Source organism: Rothia nasimurium (genome assembly GCF_042660305.1).
Classification (GTDB): domain Bacteria; phylum Actinomycetota; class Actinomycetes; order Actinomycetales; family Micrococcaceae; genus Rothia; species Rothia nasimurium.
In genome coordinates this window covers 1-19,788 of sequence record NZ_JBHSTW010000020.1, presented here as the reverse complement: position 1 = coordinate 19,788, position 19,788 = coordinate 1, and the positions used below count along the sequence as shown (strand labels likewise).

The window sequence follows — 19,788 nt, the reverse complement described above, 5'->3', positions numbered from 1 at the left end:
CTAGTGCTTCTCAGCCTTTGAAATCTGGTCTGCCAGGTCTTCAGGCGATAGGTCTGCGTTCGAGAAGGCTTCGTTCAGGGGCAGGTGTAGGCGCAGGCCGGTGCCGGGGCAGATTTCCACGTGGGCGCTGCGCAGCTTGAAGTCGACCACATGCCCGCCGCGGGTGCGCTCGTCATCGATGAAGTGGGCGTGGCAGCCTGGCACGCCGATACCCTGCTCGTAGATGGGGGTGCGGAAGCCCACGATGGTGCCGGAGACATCATCAAACTGTACGATGTCTTCGCCTTCAACGGCGTCAACCATCTTGGGGTAGGGCTTTTCCTGTTTTTTGACCGTGCGGGTGCGCACCCATTCGAAATCGCCCACGATTTTGATGGCGTACATGTAGTTATCCGACAGGGTGAAGTTATCGAGTACCTGACTGGTTGAGGTACGCAGCAGGTTGGTGGGCAGATCCCGCTTAATAGCGGGCACGAAGTTGGTGATGACCGCAAAGGGGGTCTTCTGATCGAGCGATGCCAGCGAGATAGAGCCATCATAGCGCATCTGGTAGCAGGTGCCATCAAGCACGATCATTTCACCGTCTAGCCCGTCAAAGGTGCCCACCCCGAAGTTGCCGTGACCCAGCAGTTCGCCGATGGTCATATCCCCGTCGTAGATGCCGTCCAAAAGCTGGCTCATCAGACCGGTTTGGAAGACCTCATTGCGGTAGATGGTGGAGCGGCCTTCGAGAATGGTGCTTTGGGGGCTCATGGTTATCTCCTTGGGGTAAGCGGCGGGTGTGCGCAAAAGCCGCGCTGCGGCGTCCTTTCTGAGGCGGACGCCTAAGCGCGGCTTTGTGCTCGTAATTTCAGTTTACTAGGGCTTAGACGCCGTAGTACATCTGGTATTCGAGGGGGTGGGGGACCAGCAGCAGGGGAGCGAGCTCGTTGGTGCGCTTGTAGTCAATCCAGGCTGAGATGAGGTCTTCGGTGAAGACGTCGCCGGCCAGGAGGAAGTCGTGGTCCTGCTCGAGGGCGTCAAGGGCTTCTTCCAGGTTGGCGGGTGCCTTCTTGATGTCTGCGGCTTCTTCGGCGGGCAGCTCGTAGAGGTCCTTGTCGATGGGTGCGGGGGGTTCGATGCGGTTGCGGATACCGTCCAGACCAGCCATGAGCTGGGCAGCGAACGCCAGGTAGGGGTTGGATGAGGGGTCCGGCGCACGGAATTCGAGGCGCTTAGCCTTGGGGTTGGTGCCGGTGATGGGAATGCGGATACCGGCAGAGCGGTTGCCCTGGGAGTAGACCATGTTGATGGGGGCTTCGTAGCCGGGCACCAGGCGCTTGTAGGAGTTGACGGTGGGGTTGGTGAAAGCCAGAACTGATGAGGAGTGCTCAATCAGACCGCCAATATACCAGCGAGCAACATCAGAAAGACCTGCGTAGCCGCGCTCGTCGTAGAAGAGGGGCTCGCCGTCCTGCCAGAGCGACTGGTGGCAGTGCATACCTGAACCGTTATCGCCGAAGACGGGCTTGGGCATGAAGGTAACGGTCTTGCCCCACTGATCGGCGGTGTTCTTGATGACGTACTTGAACTTGAGCAGGTCGTCAGCTGCCTGGGTGAGGGTGGAGAACTTGTAGTTAATCTCAGCCTGGCCAGCAGCACCTACTTCGTGGTGAGAGCGCTCTACTTCAAGGCCCACTTCGTCGAGGGCTACGCACATGGCGTCGCGCAGGTCGGCCTGCTTATCGACGGGGGAGACGGGGAAGTAGCCACCCTTGACAGGGGTCTTATTGCCTAGGTTGCCACCCTCTTCCTTGCGGCCAGAATTCCAGGGAGCTTCGTCGGAGTCAATCTTGAAGAAGACTGACTGGGGGGATACCTCGTGCTGGACGTTTTCGAAGACGAAGAATTCTGCTTCGGATGCGAAGAAGGCAGTGTCGGCGATGCCGGTTGACTTCAGGTACTCTTCGGCACGTTCTGCTACGCCGCGGGGGTCGCGGTGGTAGGACTCGCCGGTGCGGGGGTTGACGATGGAGCCGGTAACAACCAGGGTCTTCTCAAGGCGGAAGGGGTCTACGTAGCAACTGGTGACATCGGGAATCAGCTGCATATCTGATTCGGCGATGCCCTGGAAGCCGCGGATAGAGGAACCGTCAAACATCTGACCGTTGATGAAGAAATCTTCGTCGATAGCCTTAGCGGGCAGGTTGAAGTGCTGCTGTACGCCGGGCAGGTCACAGAAGCGGATATCAACGAACTTGACGTCTTCGTTCTTGATGAAGTCGAGGACTTCCTGTGCGGTAGTGAACATGGTCGTTTGTTCTCCTTGAGTTGTTTTCGACCCATGGGCGCCCGTTTGCCTGGGCTCCCTCGCTGTTGTTTCTAGCCTAGAGCGTATTTTTTGCCCTAAAGTATCGCTTTTGTTTCGCGTGTGTAACGTACCGTCAGCTGGGTTGCGTTGGTGTTACGTGGGTTTGGGTGGCTAGGTTCCCCTTTTCTAGTGTAGGTGGTTTGGGGCCGGGTTTCTCAGAGGGTAGGACGCCTGCGCCCGGTTTTCTTGGGCGGAAAGGGGGTAATAGCCGGTAAGGTTAGTTGGGTGGTTACGAGAAGAGATTTAGGTTCTTGGATAGAGGGGGCTCCTACCGACCAGGAGTACCCCGGGCAGAATATGGGCAGGCCGCGGTCGGGGCGGGGTGCTATCGCTCGCCCGGTGCGCCGTTTGCTGGCCTTTTGGATTGACTGGCTGCTCATTGAGGGCATGTTTTTTGTGCTGGGGCAGACGGTTTTTCCGGGCGTGAATACCGCTGTGCTTGATGTTGCCCAGCTGGTTATTTTCTGGCTCTATATGGTTGCTGCTGTCGGTTTTATGGGGCATACGGTGGGGCATTTTGCTCTCGGTATGCAGGTACAGCGACTTGATGGTAAGCCCGCTGGCTGGCTGACCGCTCTGATTCGCCAGTCTATGGTCATGCTGGTGCTACCTGTTGTCATTATGGATGCCGACCAGCGCGGCCTGCACGACCGGGCTCGCCACACTATTTTGGTGATGATTCGATAAATGAAAGACGATATGACGAACCCTACCGGCGAAGAGCCGCCGAAAGAGAACGACCCGGCGCTGCCGTCCTTTCTGATCCAGCCCAGGCCAATCGACAAGATCTTGCTGAGCCTGCTCGCCTTCATGACCATTTTCTCGATGGTCATGATTCCCCTGCGACCTAATCTGCTGGTCAACGCGCCCTGGCTGGTTTCTTTGCTGACCGGTTCGGGGCTGGGGCTGCTGATTACCGCTGCCCAGAATCAGGGAGCTGCCCTCATGCTGGCAGCCCTGACCGCAGCTGCTGCCGCCAGCCACATCAAGTTCATGGCGGTCTACTTCTTTATGGGGAAGCACTGGGGGCAGGACTTCATCACCTGGCTGTTCGCTAACCACACCCCCCTGTGGTGGCGCAAACTTGAGGGTTTTGTTGAGAAGCACCTCTTTCTGAGTCTGCTGCTGGGTTTTATCCCTTTCTCACCGATTCCGGCGGCGATTCTGGTGGCTATCGCCGGTATCCGTCAGCTCAAGGGCTGGGTTATCGGCCTCTACATCTACCTGCTAGCAATCGGCAATAAACTCTTTTACCTCTACCTGGGGCTGCGTTTCGGCGAGGGTATCCAGCCCACCCTTGAGACCATCGACCGCTACATGATGCAGATAACCCTGGCACTGATTGCCTACGTTTTCATCATGAACTGGTGGCGCGGTTCAAAGAAGAAGCCCGTGCAGTAAAAGCCTGTACGCATCAAGAAGGGGCCCGCTCAACATCTGTTGAGCGGGCCCCTTCTTGATGGGAAACCTGCGGCTTAGCGCATGCCTCGACGGTCGGGGCGCATACGCATGGGGTCAATACCCTTAGGAATAGCGTTCAGCATGTTGTTGTGCTTGGAGAGCGAATCAATGCGGTTAGCTACCTGGTGCATTTCCTGCTGGGTGAGCTTCTTGGGCAGCTTGTTCATGGTCTTGGTGAGCTGCTTGAGTTCAACCTGGCCGTCAGCGTGCCCGGTGTTGATGACGGTTACGGGAACGGTCGGTACGATCTTGGCGTACTTGAGCTTTTCCTTCTGGACCAGGCCGTTGACGCGGCCGGTAGGGCCTTCGGTGACCAGGACGATGCCGGGGCGGCCGATGGCGCGGAAGACGACGTCCTGGGACTTGTTAGCGGCAACGGGCTGCTGCTCGAAAATCCAACCGCGGCGCAGGGTTGAAAGAGCTGCACCGGAGCGACCGGGCTGGCCTTCCAGCTGGGCGAAAGCTGCCTTTTCTGCCCGGCGGGAGAGCACCATGACAGAGAAAAGAACGCCCAGGGGGATACCGATGAGAAGGAAGGTAATCCAGTTGTTGAGCAGCAGGCCGATCAGCAGGAAGACCAGGACGGTGCCAAAGAAGACCAGAGCAAGAATCCAGGGGATGTTGGGGTCCTGCTCGCGGGTCATAGCATAGACCTGCTTCATCTGAGCAAACATGCCGGGGCCGCGCTTGGCGCGGCGCTCTTCGCGAGCCTTCTTCTTTTCTTCGCGGGTCTGTGCGCGGGTGCTGCCACGGGATTCAGCCACTGTGTTTCCTTCGTGAGTCGATTCTGGGCGGGCGGGTGCGATACGCGCCCTAACTTACCCATTCTATACGGCAAGCGCCCACCGATGAAACCGGTGGGCGCTTGAAACCCTAGGGGGTAGCGTCCTTTAGGCCCCTGCTGCTACCAGGGAGCTAGCCTCCTGCATAGCAAAGCCTGAGTCGTCGATATGCGACAGGTGCTCAGGGATTTCGCGTCCCTGCTTCTTCATGGCACGGGCCCAGAGCTTACCGGCCCGGTAGGACGAGCGCACCATGGGACCTGCCATTACACCGGCAAAGCCAATCTCTTCGGCCATCTTTGAGAGCTCAACGAACTCGGCGGGCTTGACCCAACGCTCGATGGGATGGAAGAGGGGGCCCGGGCGCAGGTACTGGGTGAGGGTAATCAGGTCGCAGCCGGCATCGTGCAGATCGCAGAGGGCCTCGTAGACCTCTTCGTTGGTTTCACCCATGCCCAGGATCAGGTTGGACTTGGTAATCAGACCGGCTTCCTTGCCCTGGGTGATGACGTCCAGGGAGCGCTCGTAGCGGAAGGCGGGGCGAATCTGACGGAAGATACGCGGGACGGTCTCAAGGTTGTGGGCGAAGACCTCGGGGGCTGCATCGATGACCTGCTGCACGTCCTCTTCCTTACCCTTGAAGTCGGGGATCAGGATTTCGACGCCGGTGTTGGGGGAAACGCGGTGAATCTGGCGGATGGTTTCGGCATAAAGCCAGGCGCCGCCGTCCTCAAGATCGTCACGGGCTACACCGGTGACGGTGGCGTAGCGCAGGCCCATCTTCTTGACGTTGAGGGCCACCTTAAGGGGCTCGGTGCGGTCAATAGCAACGGGCTTACCGGTGTCGATCATGCAGAAGTCGCAGCGACGGGTGCACTCTGAACCGCCAATCAGGTAGGTTGCTTCGCGGTCTTCCCAGCACTCGTAGATGTTGGGGCAGCCGGCCTCTTCACACACGGTGTGAAGGCCAGAGCCTCGGGCTAGATCAACCATTTCTTTGTATTCGGGGCCAACCTTGGCCTTGGTTTTGATCCATGAGGGCTTCTTCTCGATGGGGACCTCTGCATTGCGGGCTTCAACGCGAAGTAGCTTGCGGCCTTCTGGCTGGGCGCTCATGAGGTGGGGTTCTCCTTTGGTGGTAAACCTGTGGTGGGTGTGCTGGCGGCTTCTGCCGGGGAGCGGTTTATGCGCTGGGGGCCGGTGTGAAGTCGGCGGCGAGCTGGTCGGCGTAACGGGCCAGCTCTTCTTCTACTCGGTCAACAATATCGGCGGGGGTTATATTCCGGCCGAGTTGTTCGCTAATGGTGGTGACGCCCGCATCGGTGATGCCGCAGGGGATAAAGGCGCCGAAGGGGTCGGTGGGGTTATTGCAGTTGATGGAGAAGCCGTGCATGGTGGTGTTCTTTGCAACGCGGATGCCGATAGCTGCAATTTTTTTATCTTGCACCAGGGCGCCATCGCCTAGCACCCAAACGCCTGAGCGCCCCTCGACTCGCTGGCAGGTGATGCCCAGGTCGGTCAGGACGTTGATGAGCACCTCTTCGAGTACCCGCACGTAGCGGACGACGTCGATGGGCTCGGGCAGCTGCACGATAGGGTAGCCAACCAGCTGGCCGGGGCCGTGCCAGGTGAGCTTACCGCCGCGGTCAATTTTGATGACGGGCACGCGGTTATCGGTCGGGTATTCGTGGTCTTCGGTGCGCTTACCGGCGGTAATGACTTCTTCGTGTTCTAGCAGTAGGACGGTATTTTGCCGGACGCCGGTGGCGACTTCTTCGTGGACGGTGCGCTGGTAGTCCAGCGCGGAGGTGTATTCCACATAGTCGGGGGCAAGCCCGACCCGTTCAAACAAAAGTGCCATACCTTCTAGGGTAGCCCTTTTGACGGTGGGGCGAAAATATTCAGGGAGACTCTGGCCGTCTGAACCCGGGATGTGGTGCTGTGACGCTAGATGACGTTTTTATCCACAGGGCACCTTCATGCAGTTGACTAGCGTAAATGCTAGCCCTGTGGATACTCCCGGCGGTGGCTCTATCAGGTGGTGTATAGCTAAAGCATGAGTACCCCCACAGACCTACCCCAGCCGACCCGGGCGTCCGCACCGCCTGAACCAGAAAACGACCAGGCCCTGCTGATACCCGGTAACCTGCCCGACGTAACCCCGCGCTACCGCCTTGAAAGCGGAGCCCACCACAGCACCTGGATTGTGGACTGCGGCTACCAAAGTGCCGCCTACCTTGAGGTGCAGGCGGGCCCCTACACTCTGACTCAGATCACCGGCGATGCAGAAGCTAGTGCGAAATCCGCAGAACGGCTGTGTTCCCTCACCCCTCACCCCGCAGTGCTGAGAGTCGATGCTGTGACCTCATCGCAGGACTCCTACCATATCTGGTATGAACCTGCTGAGGCTGGCACCCTTGCCGACTATTGCCGAGCCAAGGGAAAACTGCCACTGGGGCAGGTAACCACCGTTGCCAGAGCCCTCACCCAGGCACTGGGTTACCTCCACGAACAGGGCTTTGCCTATTCTGAGCTAGCGGCCCGTCACTGCGTTTTCACCGTGCGGGGCGAGCTGAAACTCCTTGCCCCCGATATCGATACCCGTTCACTGGCGTCCGCGGTGCAGAAGAGCCGGCAGGCAGATGACATCGCAGCCTGTGCTGCCCTGCTGTGGCTCTGCCTCACCGGGGAAGAGCCTAAGGCCATGCGTCTGAGGGCTCCCCTGAACCTGGCTGTTCCCCAGGCCAGCGACGCCCTGGCCCAGACCCTTGAGGACGCTATCGACTCTCGTGCCCAGCAGCCCCAGCTTACTGACCTACTAGCACTTATTGAGCTGGCGGCAGACCCCGAGCCCCTCGAACTTCACCTCAGCGCCCACCAGAGCGTGCGTCCCCGTCTTCCTGCCTACAGGCAGCCTGCGCCAGTAGAGCCCCGCCGGGCGGTGAAACAACGCCGTCAGGTGTACGGGAAATTGCCCGATGTATCGCGGGGGAGTAAGGTGCCTCAAGGCGGGCTGTCCCGTATTAGGAGGAAGGGCAAAGGGGCCGGACGACTACCGGTAGGGCAGTATCTGCGGGAACGCTGGGCTATGAGCGGTGCTATCCTGATAGGTTTTCTCGCCATAGCCGGGACCGGGTACCAGCTGCTCGCATCAGAGCCCCAGCAGGACTCAGCTACCCCGGCAGCGGTTGAGGCAGCGGGTTCTCTTCCTGCACTTACACCGTCAGGGGCAGATCAACAGCGTGCTAGCGAGAAGCCGCAGGCCGAGGTCGAGCAAGACCAGGCAGTAGCCCTAGAACCCAGTGATGACGATATAGCTCTTCTTGTAGCAGAGCTCGTAGCTACCCGGAGCCGGGTACTTGCCTCTGGGGAAACTGCGAGCATGGGCGATTACGCGGTTTTAGGCTCACCCCTGGCTGAAGCCGACAGCCAGCTACTGGCAAGTGAAGGCGCGGCCGCTTTAGCCGATATGAGCACAGAACTGGTGGATATCAGCGAGATCACGGCAACCGAGAACGGCTACAGAATCCAGGCTACGGTGCAAGCGAACGGCTACAGTCCCGCCGGTAGCGATCGGGAACTGGCAGCGCAGGGTATAAGTCAGCACGATGGTAGGGTGCTTCAACGCGTGGAGCTGATTCTCCAAGCCGAGGGCGGAACCTACCTGCTGACCGAGGCACGGCCCCTGCCCCTAGACCCGTCCGCCCTATAGCACCTACAGCCCTGCCTCTATATAGACCAGGGGCGGTGTACCAAACCGGTACACCGCCCCTGGGAGTAAGAACCTAGGTGTTCTCGCCTTATTAGATCTGGGGGTACTGCATGAAAACAGCGATAGCGATATTGATCAGGGCCAGGCCACCAACAGTATGGGCCAGGGCTACGTTCTTACCGTTTTCAGGGGTGCCCAGGGCACGGGCGGCCTTGTACTTCTTCTGACCCATAAAGGCCGCTACAGCGATAACCAGGGCAATCACCATCTTGATGCCAATCATCATGTGGTTCAGAGTCATGTTCTGTGACATCTGGATGAAGTAGAGAGCAAAACCGGTAACGACCTGCAGCAGGGCTGCGTGGAACTGGCCGGGCAGAACGATGCCCTGCTTAAAGGTGCCTAGCCACAGGCCGAAAACCATTGCGGCACCAACGATGTGCAAGAAAAGAAGAATTGAAAATGCGATAGCCATGATGACAAGTCTACGTAATACCTGGTTGTTTAGCGACAGTTCGCCACTAAAACCGGTGTGGGGGTGACCACGCGAGCCCCCTAGTAGATAGAAAAGTGCCCCGCTAACTTCTGCCAGCGGGGCACTTGAGAGCCTAGTTCAGAGAACTAAGACCTGTGGTTTAGAGACCAACCTCAGCTTCGAAGGCTGCTTCTTCAAGGCGCTGCTTGAGGAAGGCCAGGAAGCGGCCAGCGTCTGCACCGTCTACAACGCGGTGGTCGTAGGTCAGTGAGAAGTAGGCCAGCGAGCGGATAGCGATAACATCGTTACCCTCGGCATCCTGGATAACAGCAGGACGCTTGTTGGTGGAGCCGATGCCCAGGATCGCTACGTTGGGCTGGTTGATGATCGGGGTGAAGAAGACACCGCCGGTCTGGCCGGTGGAGGAGATGGTGAAGGTTGAACCTGACAGCTCCTCGGGGCCGACCTGGCCGTCGCGGGCGCGCTTGGCAACGTCGTTGATCTTCTTGGCGATACCTGCGATGTTGAGGTCGCCGGCGTCCTTGACAACGGGAACGAGCAGACCCTTGGGGGTGTCAACTGCCAGGCCGATATTCTCGGAACCGTGGTAGGTGATTTCCTTGAAGTCATCGCTCATGGATGAGTTGAACTGGGGGAACTGCTGCAGAGCTTCGGTGACTGCCTTGGTGAAGAAGGGCAGGAAGGTGAGCTTGGTGCCCTCGCGAGCCTCGAAGCCGGCCTTAGCCTTGTTGCGCAGGGCAACCAGACGGGTCAGGTCGATTTCCTGGACGGTGGTCAGCTGAGCTGAAACAGCCAGTGACTCAACCATGCGCTTAGCAACGGTCTGGCGGATGCGGGGAGCCTTTTCGGTGGTGCCGCGCTTTGAGGACGCTGCAGCCTTGGGGGCTTCCTTCTTGGCAGGAGCTGCGGTTGCGGGAGCTTCAGTAGCGGGGGCTGATGCTACGGGAGCAGCGCCCTTCTTAGCTTCAGCAGCAGCCAGGACGTCCTGCTTGCGGATGCGGCCGCCAACACCGGTGCCCTTGATGGTGGACAGGTCGATGCCTTCCTGCTTGGCCAGCTTGCGGACCAGGGGAGTGACGTAGGCTTCGCCGTTTTCGCCGGAGGGCAGTTCAACAGCGGGGGCCTCTGCAGCTGCGTCGGTGGAGGAAACAGCGGGTGCTTCTTCCTTCTTTTCCTCAGCTGCGGGTGCTTCTTCCTTCTTCTCTTCTGCGGGAGCAGAAGCGGCTGAAGCGTCACCGATGATAGCCAGAACCTGGCCGACTTCGGCGTCCTCGTCTTCCTGGATGCGGATTTCGAGCAGGGTACCGGCTACGGGTGAGGGAACCTCGGTGTCGACCTTGTCGGTGGAAACCTCTACGAGGGGCTCGTCAACGGCAACTTCTTCGCCAACTTCCTTGAGCCAGCGGGTGATGGTGCCTTCGGTGACGGACTCGCCCAGGGCGGGCAGGGTAACCTCGGTGCCAGAAGCTGAGCCTGAGGACGCGGGTGCGGCAGCGGGTGCCTCTTCCTTCTTTTCCTCAGCGGCGGGAGCTTCTTCCTTCTCTTCAGCCTTGGGGGCTTCTGCAGCGGGGGCATCGTCAGATGAGCCTGCGCCGGAGCCGTCGCCAATAACGATGAGGGGAGCGCCGACCTCGACGTCCTCGTCCTCTTCAACGAGAATCTTCTCAACAACACCGGCTACGGGTGAGGGAACCTCGGTGTCGACCTTGTCGGTGGAAACCTCAACGATGGGCTGGTCAACCTCAACGGTTTCGCCAACCTCAACGAGCCAGCGGGTAACGGTACCCTCGGTTACGGATTCGCCCAGTGCGGGCAGTTCTACGGTGGTGGACATAGTCCTTCGTGCTCTCCTTGTGAGTGATAAAAATCTGTAGGGGGTAGGCGCTTGCCCTATAACTAGGGTTAGGGCCAGCGCCTACCGCAGGGGCTTGTCTTAGCCGTGCAGGGGTGCGCCTGCCAGAGCCATTGCAGCTTCACCCAGTGATTCGTTCTGGGTGGGGTGGGCGTGGATGAACTGGGCGACGTCCTCGGGGAAGGCCTCCCAGACAACCCACATCTGGGCCTCACCGATCTGCTCGCCCATGCGCTTACCAACGGCGTGAACACCGATGATGGGGCCGTTCTTTTCGCGAACAACCTTGACCAGACCGCCGGTGCCCAGGATGGAGGACTTGCCGTTACCGGCCAGGTTGTACTCGGCAACCTCAACGTTTTCCTTGCCGAACTTCTCTTCAGCCTTGGGCTGGGAGTAGCCGATGGAAGCGATTTCAGGCTCGCAGAAGGTGACCTTGGGGATGTTGATGTCTTCAACGACCTGGGGGTTGAGGCCAGCGATTTCTTCGGCAACGAAGCGACCCTGCTGGTAGCCGCGGTGAGCCAGCTGGACACCGGGGACGATGTCACCGATGGCGTAGATGTTGCCGACACCGGTGTGCAGACGATTGTTAGTGATGACGAAGCCGCGGTCCATGGTCAGGCCCTGCTCGTCGTAGCCGAAGCCCTCGGTGTTGGGGCCACGGCCGACAGCAACAAGAACGATGTCTGCCTCGAAGACGGTGCCATCTTCAAGGGTGACCTTGGCGCCGTTGGCGTCCTGTTCAACGGTCTTGAAGAACTTGCCCAGTGAGGACTTGATGCCGCGCTTCTTGAATTCGCGCTCAACGACCTTGATGATAGAGGGGTCTTCGTTGGGGACCAGGTGGGGCAGGCCCTCGATGATGGTGACCTCTACGCCCATGGAGTTCCACATGGAGGCGAACTCGGAGCCGATGACGCCGCCGCCCAGAACGATAGCGCTCTTGGGTAGGTAGTCCATCTGCAAGGCTTCGGTGGAGGTGAGCACGCGGTCACGAATCTCGATGCCGAAAGTCTTGGAGACAGAACCGGATGCCAGGATGATGTGCTTGCCCTTGTACTCGGTGCCAGCGACGGTGATGGTGTCCTTGCCGGTGAGCTTGCCTTCGCCCTCGATGACGGTGACCTTCTTCATCTTGAGAAGGCCGGTCAGGCCCTTGAACTTGCCGGCGACGATGCCGTCCTTGTAGTCACGAACCTTAGCCATGTCGATGGACTCGAGGGTGGTGTTTACACCGTACTTTGAAGCGTGCTGAGCCTCGGATGCGAGTTCTGCAGCGTGCAGGTAAGCCTTGGTGGGGATGCAACCGGTGTGCAGGCAGGTGCCGCCCAGGTTGCTCTTTTCGATCAGACCTACGGTGAAGCCCAGCTGTACCGCGCGCAGAGCTGCGGAGTAACCGGCGCTACCGCCACCGAGGATGAGGATATCGAATTCTGTTGTTGCCGAATCGGCCACGTTGACGCTCCCTTGCATGGGTCGCGGAGGCCTAAGCCCCCTTATGTACTGTCGTTTTCTAGCTTATCCCTTGAACGCGTCCGCCTGCCACTATTGGCAGGTGTTTTATTGCTCGGGTGGGCATGATTACACCCCGTTACCTGCTAGAACGCGGGCAACGGGGTGCAAATGTAAAAGTTCCCTGGAAAGTAAGGTTTAGGCGTAGGCCTCGATGAACTTAATCAGGGTGGCGATGGAGTGGCCGGTGCCTTCCTTAGGAGTAAAGCCGTAGGGGCCTTCCTCGTTGAAGGAGGGGCCTGCGAAGTCCAGGTGGGCCCAGGGAATCTTTGCGCCGTCCTTTTCGCCCACGAATTCTTCGAGGAACTGGCCTGCTACCAGCATGCCACCGTAGCGGGAGCCGATGTTCTGCAGGTCGGCGACGGGGGACTTGAGGCTCTTGCGCAGGTGCTCGGGCATGGGCATGGGCCAGTAGTCTTCGCCGGCTTCGGTAGCTGCTTCAACAACCTGTTGGCGGACGGTATCGTCACCCATGACCGCTGCGGTGCGCACGCCCAGGGCGATGAGCTGGGCACCGGTCAGGGTTGCGATGTCGAGAAGGACGTCGGGCTCACCCTCGGATGCCAGGGCCAGGCCGTCTGCCATGACCAGGCGGCCTTCGGCGTCGGTATTCATGACTTCAACGGTGTGACCGCTGCGCATGGTCAGCACATCTTCGGGGCGAATGGAGTTGCCACCGGGCATGTTCTCGGACAGGCAGAGGTAGCCGTGTACGGCAACCGGCAGGTTGAGCTCAGAAGCTGCTGCCACGACGTTGAGGACGGTTGCGGCACCTGCCATGTCGGACTTCATGGTGGTCATGGATCCGGCGGGCTTGAGCGAAATGCCACCGGTGTCGAAGGTGATGCCCTTGCCCACAATGGCGACGGTCTTTTCGGCCTTTTCGGGAGTGTACTTGACCTCTACCAGGCGGGGCTTGCGCTCTGACCCCTGGCCGACACCCGCGATGCCGCCGAAGCCTTCGGCGACCAGTTCTTCGTAGTCCCAGACCTTGGTTTCAACATTTTCAAGGCCCTCTACGCGGGCAAGGGCACGCTCTGCGAAGGTTTCGGGGTAGAGATGGGAGGGTGGAGTGTTGACCAGGCGGCGGGTATGGTCAACGGCCTCACCCAGAATGAGAGCCCGAGTCAGGGCACCTTCTGCCTCAGCGGGGGCTACATCGGTGACAATGAGAACCTCGGCGACGGGAGCCTTGACCGAATCGGCAGTCTTAGCCCGCAGCTGGGTATCGGCAAAAGCGCCGTAGGCGGCGCCTTCTGCGATAGCTGCTACTGCCTCAACGGACTCTGCGCCAAGGGCGAGGGCTACGGTTTCTACACCGGCAAGCTGGCGGACGGCTGAGCCCGCTGCGTAGCGCAGGGCAACACGGTGGGCAGCGGCGTCTTCCTTCTGAGAGCCTAGGCCGATGAGGGCAACGACGTCGGCGCCCGCCTCGTCGAAGCCGGGAAGCCGAACGAGCTCGTCCTGCCCGCCGCTGACGCCCAAATCTTCCAAAATAGCCTCAAGGCCCTCGGCGGTTTCGGCATCGAGGGGGTTAGCGGCCAGTGAGGGGCCTTCCTTGCCGGAATACACACCGAGCACCAGCACATCGGCCTCAAGGGCTTCAAGGTCGGGGGCGGTTACAGAGAATGACAGATCGTGAGAATCGCTCACAGAAATCTCCCTTCGCAGTAGATATAAGAGGGGCAGCCGCGCTCTAGGGCAACTGCAGTATCGTCTATAAGCCTAGGCCTAAAAGCCCCGTGAATGTAATCTGCGCAACGCCCCTTACGGCTAAATCACCGCAGAGCGAACAGGCAGAGGGGCCAGGGTGAGAATTACGGCCCTGGAAGGAATAGTTCTGCATATTCCAAGCGTTATACCTGCGACATTAGGCTACACAGTGGCTACACCCTGGAGTACTATAGAGACTCACAGAAGACGGGAAGAAAGAAGGGGGCTAGGAAGATGACGCACGAAGATCGGCTGTATATAGCTCACGCCGGGGCGTTTGAAAACGACCGATTGAGAGGTCTGCCCCTCGTCATTGCTCTCTCGCACCCCCAGGACGCCGGTGGCACCGCGGGGCACCTGGGTGAAGTGCTTCTGCATGAACTTGATAATGTGCCGGTCATCGAGTTTGATGCTGACCGCCTGCACGACTACCGGTCACGCAAGCCCCGCATTACCTTCAAAAAAGACCACTACACTAACCCGGTACTTCCCGAACTCAAGCTGTACGCGGTAGAAGACCGTCTGGGTAAGCCTTTCTTGTTGCTGACCGGTGCTGAGCCCGATTTGCTGTGGCAGCGGTTTACAGCTGATGTGGTGGATATTGCCCAGCGTCTTGAAGTGTCGGTGGCCCTGTCTGTGACCGGTTTCCCCATGCCGGTGCCGCATACCCGCCCTATCCCTGTAACGGCGCACGGGTCCCGTAAGGACCTGACGGTCGGCATTTCCTCCTTCCAGCCCGAGGCTTTGGTGCCTGGGTCGGTATCGAGCCTGCTGGAGGTGCGCCTGACCGAGGCCGGCATTGGAACGGCCGGTTTCGCAGTGAACGTGCCGCAGTACCTGTCGGAGTCGGAGCTGCCCCAGACCGCTCTTGTCGCTATGGAGCACCTGTCGCTGGCAGCCAAGCTAAGCCTGCCCTCGGATCGCCTGCGTGAGCTGTCCGAGAATGTTCAGCTGCAGATTGACGAGCAGGCTAGCGCTAGCCCTGAAATTCAGATGATGATTCAGCGCCTCGAAGAGTCCTACGACGCGAACGCCGCCCAGGGGTTCGGTAGCCTCCCCCTCTCTGAGCGTGCCGCTGGTCGGGTACCTAGCCGGGATGAAATCGGTGATGAGGTAGAGGCCTTTTTGGCTCAGCTCGACCATAACACTCGGGATGCGGACGGCGACGGCCCCCGCGGCCTGGGCCCCTCCGGTTCCTAAACCGGCCCGGGCCGGGCCTGGCCCCGCGGTGAAACTGCCTGTGGAAACCCGCTTTAGGGGCGTCATAGATGCGTCACGGGTTCACCGATTTATGGGAAGCGTGCGCCCCGTGAGGGCTTGATTATTTGCTTTGACAGGGGCGGACGTCGGACGCCCAGCGGGTGGGGAATATCCACAGGCCTGCTTGGGCTCGTCTTAGGTACTCTTCTCTATCAGCCTGATAGGTATGACAGAGAATCACCACACCCCAGAAGAACCTATCGTTACCTACCTCAGCTCGGAGCGCGACGTCCTCGCCCTTGCCCTGCATCTTTTAGGCTACTGGCCTGAAAAGTCCATCATGCTCCTGGCTCTGAGCGATGGGGGAATAGGGCCCCTGCTGCGTGTTGATATGCCCGATGTTTCTGAGGTAGCGCCGAATGACTTCCTGACCTATATCTTCGAGGCCTTCCCCACCCATAGCCCTACCGGGGACCCCATCACCAGTGTATTCTTGCTGCTCTTCGCCGATGGCGCAGCATCCGGAGAAGTGGACGTTTCGGTAGAAAAAACCTTCCTAGAAGCAGCCCAATGCTATGCGGAGCTCACACCAGCCCACGCAACCCTTCACGGGCTGAATGTACTCGATGTACTTGCGGTGGGGCAGCAGGCCTACTGGGCTGTGAATCCGGCTGAAGGGCAGCTGGCTCCTGCTGGTTTTCTAGACGAGGTCTTGACCAGCCCGCTGTATAGCGAACTGGTAGCCCACGGGTCGCTTGTTGCCAGTGATTTACATGAAGCCCAGGAACTTAAGAATCGCACAGCCCTGGGAACTGAGGACCCAGAGGAACAAGAACGGTGGCAGGTCAATACAGAAGCCTATAGCGCTTTCTACCTGGAAGAGAAACAAGAGCAAAACCCCCAAGAAGCCTGCCAAATTGCTGCTGAACTAGAGCTGTGGGAGCAGGCTATAGGTGCCGTTGCGTCCCTGCTTGATGGGCCGCGGGGTAGCAAGGGGCTCTACGCTGGGACCTTAGCCGATGCTATACGAGCTGAGGTGATTCCCGATGCAGCTGGTTTTCTGATCGCTTCTTTCGATAGCTTTGCCACCCTCCAGCTCGTGATTCTTCAGGCCTGCCGTACCCTCAAAGACTCGTTAGCAGCTCTGAGAGCTCTAGAACAGGGCAGCCAAGAACTGGGGCTGAACAGGCAAACTACGGGGGATAGGGTTCTGCCCCTGCCGTCAACCCTGCACCGGTACCAGCTCGATCGTCTCAGCCAGCCTGAACAGGGTGCGCACGATCAGATAGATAGCACCGAAGACAGTCTGAAGGAAATGGCTGAAACTCTCTTTGGTGTAGATCCCACCCCGCCAGACTGGAAGCGCCTGGAAGCCTTGTGGCATTTGGCAGCCGTGCTGGAAAGCTCCGCTAGGGGGAAAGCCGAAGCTTCCCTCCTTGCTGCACAGGCGTGGGTAAGCTGGATGCGGGGCAACTCTACGGAAGCTTTCCACCTGCTGGAGGCTATCGACAGCACCTACCGCGATGGGGGCTCTCTACCCCTGCATTACCTTTTGAGCGTCAGTGCTTTCCCTACCTGGCTTACTCTGCCCGGCGGAGCCCCAGAGACCTACGTGACCAAGAACCGCAGATAAGCGGCCGTGCCTTCTTCGCCAGAAAACCTAAAACATGTCATACTTGACTATTGACCCCGCTCAAAGTGTCTCTCAAAAATACAGCTTCCTATCGGGAATAGAAGCCCCTACTCGGGCGTTATACCCACCGATAGATACCCTGGAAACTGTATTGTGCGAATCGATCACTTGACAGGGTCTTAGGTGTTTTGACCGCGAACACCGCATCACACTCGCTACGGTCAACTAGCTCAGAAAGGTTTTCTGTGTCACCAGCCGCACGCAAGAAAGCAGCCAGCGAAACCGCTGCAACCAAAGCCACCGCTAAAAAAACCTCAACTCGCGCCAAAGCAAAAAAGGCTGACGAGGCAGCAGACGCCGTAGAAGCAGACGACGAAGAAAGCGCCGCACCTCAGCGAGCCCCCAAGAAGACCGCAGCTAAGAAGGCTGCCCCCAAGAAGAGCCGCAAGGCTAAGGACGAGGACGACGATATCGATCTGGACGACGAAGACCTCGATACCGACGACATCGAAGATGTCGATGAAGACGATGACGAAGACGAGGCAGACTCTGTCACCAAGGAAGAGAAGAAAGAAGCTGAAGCTGTAGCAGCTAAGGGTTCTGGCTTCGTCCTGACCAACAACGATGAAGACGATGCCCCTGCCGTCCGCGTTGTTACCCCCGGTGCTACCGCAGACCCCGTCAAGGACTACCTCAAGCAGATTGGCAAGGTTGCCCTGCTGAATGCTGAGCAGGAAGTCGACCTGGCTATGCGTATTGAGGCCGGCCTCTACGCCGAGCACAAGCTCAAAGAGAACCCCGATATGGACCCGCAGCTCAAGAAGGAACTGCGCTGGGTAATTCACGATGGTCGTCGCGCCAAGAACCACCTGCTGGAAGCCAACCTGCGTCTGGTGGTCTCCCTGGCCAAGCGCTACACCGGCCGCGGTATGCTCTTCCTCGACCTGATTCAGGAAGGTAACCTGGGCCTGATTCGAGCCGTTGAGAAGTTCGACTACTCAAAGGGCTTCAAGTTCTCAACCTACGCAACCTGGTGGATCCGTCAGGCTATCACCCGTGCAATGGCTGACCAGGCCCGCACCATCCGCGTCCCCGTGCACATGGTTGAAGTTATCAACAAGCTGGCCCGCGTCCAGCGTCAGATGCTGCAGGATCTGGGCCGCGAACCCACCCCTGAAGAGCTCGCTAAGGAACTCGATATGACCCCCGAAAAGGTCATCGAGGTTCAGAAGTACGGCCGTGAGCCGATCTCCCTGCACACCCCTCTGGGCGAGGACGGCGACTCTGAGTTTGGCGACCTGATTGAGGACTCCGAAGCAGTAGTACCTGCCGATGCTGTCTCATTCACCCTGCTCCAGGAGCAGCTGCACTCGGTGCTTGATACCCTCTCTGAGCGCGAAGCAGGTGTTGTTGCTATGCGCTTTGGTATGACCGACGGCCAGCCCAAGACCCTTGACGAAATCGGCAAGGTCTACGGCGTTACCCGCGAACGTATCCGCCAGATTGAATCAAAGACTATGTCTAAGCTCCGTCACCCCAGCCGTTCCCAGGTTCTGCGTGACTACCTAGACTAAAAACCGAACTGCTGTAGTTGCGGTACAGGCGGGTGCCCTTGAGCCTTCTAGCTCGAGGGGCACCCGCCTTTTTGATGGGGTGGGTTGGCATAAGAGAAGGTGGGAGTTGCTAAATATCTGGGAGTTATGCGATGGCGAGGGTGGCGATTTTCCAGTTGCCCCGTTTGCGTTCTGCCCGTAGAGCTACGGCCCGGGTGCGGACGTCGTCGGTCACCAGCAAACTCATTTCATAGGCAGTCTCAGCAACTTTCTGGACGATGATACGTCGCGGGCGGATTACAGCAGGCGGCTTGCTGGGGTAAGGGGCCTGGGGGTAATGACGCTGTCGGTAGCGAATGGCGGCTTTTGCCTGTTCAAGCTGCTTTTCTAGGGTGCGGTAGCAGCCGGCTGTCATCCAGGGAGCTAGATGGTGCTGAGGCCTGCGCCCCATGAAAACTTCGATGGCAGCGGTACCAATGCGAACCCCCAGTTGCTCAAGGGCCTGCTCTTCTTGATCGATAAAGGAGAGGCTGACAGCGGGTTCTGCTGGCTGACCCTTTTCAAAGTAGGGTGCATATTTTTCGGCGTATTCGGTAGCTTCGACGATGATGTATTTGCGGTCATCACGTTCTGGGAAAGCGGTTTTCATGGTGTGCTCCTTTGCAAAACCTAGTGGGGTAGGGTAATCGTCTGACCTGGGAAAATCAGGGCGTCCAGGGTGGGAATGGTCTTTTGGTTGAGTTGCCAGATAGTGTGCACGAGCGCTAGCACTTCAGCGCCTGAAGCATCGGGGGCCAGGTGGTCTTCTGCGATACTCCATAGCGAGTCGCCCGGGGCTACGGTATAGGTGGTAGCTGCTACGTCTTCTGAAAAGTCCGGCTGCACGCGGGTGCCACCCCCGAAGAGGGGTGAAATGGGCTGGTAGCTCTTTGTCGTAACGGGAAGAACCTTCACTGTTGCTCGTTCCTGGGTTTGTTCTGGGGAAAAGAGGGGCGAAGTAGCAGAGGCTAGGGTGGAGTCAGCTGATAATGCCTCGACGTCGTGGTTAATTTGAGAAGCCTGAGGGAATAGGGGTGAGTTTGTCTCGCTGTTGTGAACTCTAGCTGTTACCGAGATAGCTTGCTCAGAGGGTAGGGCATAGGCCTGGGCGGGAGCCAAAGCTCCCAGACCTAAAGAAGCTCCCGCAAGTGTTTTGAGGAGTCCCGGGGCCCATACCGGAAGTTGTATGTGCAGGGGAGAACGTCGGGCGCGAGCTAGGGCGCTGTAGTAGAAGACTAAACCAGCTAGCCACCAGAGGGCGATGCAGAGACAAAGCAGGCCAGCGATAGCGCAGACTAGCAGGCTCATCCAGGTGCCCGGGCTACGAGAAGTGATTCCTAGGTCTTGATTCCCTTCGCTCAGAAGTGAGTGAAGTAGCATGCCTGAGGCGCCAGCTCCGCCCAGTGAACTGCTCCCCATAAGTTGGACTACTAAAAAACAGTCACCAACTAATGGGGAGCATCTCCTATGCGAGCACGAAGC

17 protein-coding genes are annotated in these 19,788 nt (G+C 58.9%); 6 read left to right on the top strand and 11 right to left on the bottom strand.

What is annotated here, in order from left to right:
- A complete protein-coding gene (gene budA, locus ACFP6B_RS09530) occupies window positions 1-753 on the bottom strand; it encodes an acetolactate decarboxylase (protein WP_283489365.1) in 753 nt (250 codons plus the stop codon).
- Window positions 754-865: 112 nt separating this feature from the next.
- The gene (gene glnA / locus ACFP6B_RS09525; protein ID WP_237198427.1) at window positions 866-2,290 is read right to left on the bottom strand and encodes a type I glutamate--ammonia ligase; all 1,425 of its coding nucleotides are present in this window, start codon (window positions 2,288-2,290) and stop codon (window positions 866-868) included.
- Between the two features lie 357 nt (window positions 2,291-2,647).
- On the opposite strand from glnA, the gene ACFP6B_RS09520 reads away from it, so the two are divergent.
- Together ACFP6B_RS09520 and ACFP6B_RS09515 are read left to right on the top strand one after the other, a co-directional pair.
- Complete coding sequence (locus tag ACFP6B_RS09520; protein ID WP_237185413.1) at window positions 2,648-3,037, top strand: RDD family protein; 390 nt, start codon at window positions 2,648-2,650, stop codon at window positions 3,035-3,037.
- 12 nt (window positions 3,038-3,049) lie between these two features.
- Window positions 3,050-3,751, top strand: a complete 702-nt coding sequence (locus ACFP6B_RS09515) for a hypothetical protein (protein WP_377129535.1) — start codon at window positions 3,050-3,052, stop codon at window positions 3,749-3,751.
- 74 nt (window positions 3,752-3,825) lie between these two features.
- Here ACFP6B_RS09515 and ACFP6B_RS09510 read toward each other — a convergent pair whose 3' ends face one another.
- The 3 genes from ACFP6B_RS09510 to lipB form a co-directional block, all read right to left on the bottom strand.
- A complete protein-coding gene (locus ACFP6B_RS09510; protein ID WP_237205047.1) occupies window positions 3,826-4,575 on the bottom strand; it encodes a DUF4191 domain-containing protein in 750 nt (249 codons plus the stop codon).
- A 126-nt stretch (window positions 4,576-4,701) separates the two neighbouring features.
- Window positions 4,702-5,709 carry a lipoyl synthase gene (lipA, locus tag ACFP6B_RS09505; protein WP_185173127.1) on the bottom strand — a complete coding sequence of 336 codons (1,008 nt, stop codon included), beginning with the start codon at window positions 5,707-5,709 and terminating at the stop codon, window positions 4,702-4,704.
- A 67-nt stretch (window positions 5,710-5,776) separates the two neighbouring features.
- Complete coding sequence (gene lipB, locus ACFP6B_RS09500) at window positions 5,777-6,454, bottom strand: lipoyl(octanoyl) transferase LipB (RefSeq protein ID WP_135011347.1); 678 nt, start codon at window positions 6,452-6,454, stop codon at window positions 5,777-5,779.
- 195 nt (window positions 6,455-6,649) lie between these two features.
- Here lipB and ACFP6B_RS09495 point away from each other — a divergent pair, with 195 nt between their 5' ends.
- Window positions 6,650-8,305: a protein kinase gene (locus tag ACFP6B_RS09495; RefSeq protein WP_377129532.1), complete on the top strand. Its 1,656-nt coding sequence runs from the start codon at window positions 6,650-6,652 to the stop codon at window positions 8,303-8,305.
- 91 nt (window positions 8,306-8,396) lie between these two features.
- On the opposite strand, the gene ACFP6B_RS09490 is transcribed toward ACFP6B_RS09495, so the two are convergent.
- From ACFP6B_RS09490 to ACFP6B_RS09475, 4 genes are all read right to left on the bottom strand, one after another.
- Window positions 8,397-8,780 carry a hypothetical protein gene (locus ACFP6B_RS09490; RefSeq protein ID WP_135011345.1) on the bottom strand — a complete coding sequence of 128 codons (384 nt, stop codon included), beginning with the start codon at window positions 8,778-8,780 and terminating at the stop codon, window positions 8,397-8,399.
- A gap of 160 nt (window positions 8,781-8,940) precedes the next feature.
- Window positions 8,941-10,635, bottom strand: a complete 1,695-nt coding sequence (gene sucB / locus ACFP6B_RS09485) for a 2-oxoglutarate dehydrogenase, E2 component, dihydrolipoamide succinyltransferase (protein WP_377129530.1) — start codon at window positions 10,633-10,635, stop codon at window positions 8,941-8,943.
- A 99-nt stretch (window positions 10,636-10,734) separates the two neighbouring features.
- A complete protein-coding gene (lpdA, locus tag ACFP6B_RS09480) occupies window positions 10,735-12,129 on the bottom strand; it encodes a dihydrolipoyl dehydrogenase (RefSeq protein WP_377129528.1) in 1,395 nt (464 codons plus the stop codon).
- A gap of 177 nt (window positions 12,130-12,306) precedes the next feature.
- Window positions 12,307-13,821: a leucyl aminopeptidase gene (locus ACFP6B_RS09475; protein WP_377129526.1), complete on the bottom strand. Its 1,515-nt coding sequence runs from the start codon at window positions 13,819-13,821 to the stop codon at window positions 12,307-12,309.
- Between the two features lie 294 nt (window positions 13,822-14,115).
- Between ACFP6B_RS09475 and ACFP6B_RS09470 the strand changes: the two genes are divergently transcribed.
- The 3 genes from ACFP6B_RS09470 (at window position 14,116) to ACFP6B_RS09460 (ending at window position 18,288) form a co-directional block, all read left to right on the top strand.
- Window positions 14,116-15,081, top strand: coding sequence for a proteasome assembly chaperone family protein (locus tag ACFP6B_RS09470; RefSeq protein WP_237185406.1), 966 nt, complete (start codon window positions 14,116-14,118; stop codon window positions 15,079-15,081).
- 226 nt (window positions 15,082-15,307) lie between these two features.
- On the top strand, window positions 15,308-16,714 hold the full coding sequence (locus ACFP6B_RS09465; protein ID WP_377129523.1) for a DUF4192 family protein: 1,407 nt from the start codon (window positions 15,308-15,310) through the stop codon (window positions 16,712-16,714).
- 188 nt (window positions 16,715-16,902) lie between these two features.
- Complete coding sequence (locus ACFP6B_RS09460; protein WP_377129521.1) at window positions 16,903-18,288, top strand: RNA polymerase sigma factor; 1,386 nt, start codon at window positions 16,903-16,905, stop codon at window positions 18,286-18,288.
- Between the two features lie 124 nt (window positions 18,289-18,412).
- Here the strand turns inward: ACFP6B_RS09460 and ACFP6B_RS09455 are convergent, their stop codons facing one another.
- The gene (locus ACFP6B_RS09455) at window positions 18,413-18,916 is read right to left on the bottom strand and encodes an Rv3235 family protein (protein ID WP_237223063.1); all 504 of its coding nucleotides are present in this window, start codon (window positions 18,914-18,916) and stop codon (window positions 18,413-18,415) included.
- Between the two features lie 20 nt (window positions 18,917-18,936).
- The gene (locus ACFP6B_RS09450) at window positions 18,937-19,725 is read right to left on the bottom strand and encodes a LysM peptidoglycan-binding domain-containing protein (RefSeq protein ID WP_377129519.1); all 789 of its coding nucleotides are present in this window, start codon (window positions 19,723-19,725) and stop codon (window positions 18,937-18,939) included.
- Window positions 19,726-19,788: the final 63 nt, after the last annotated feature.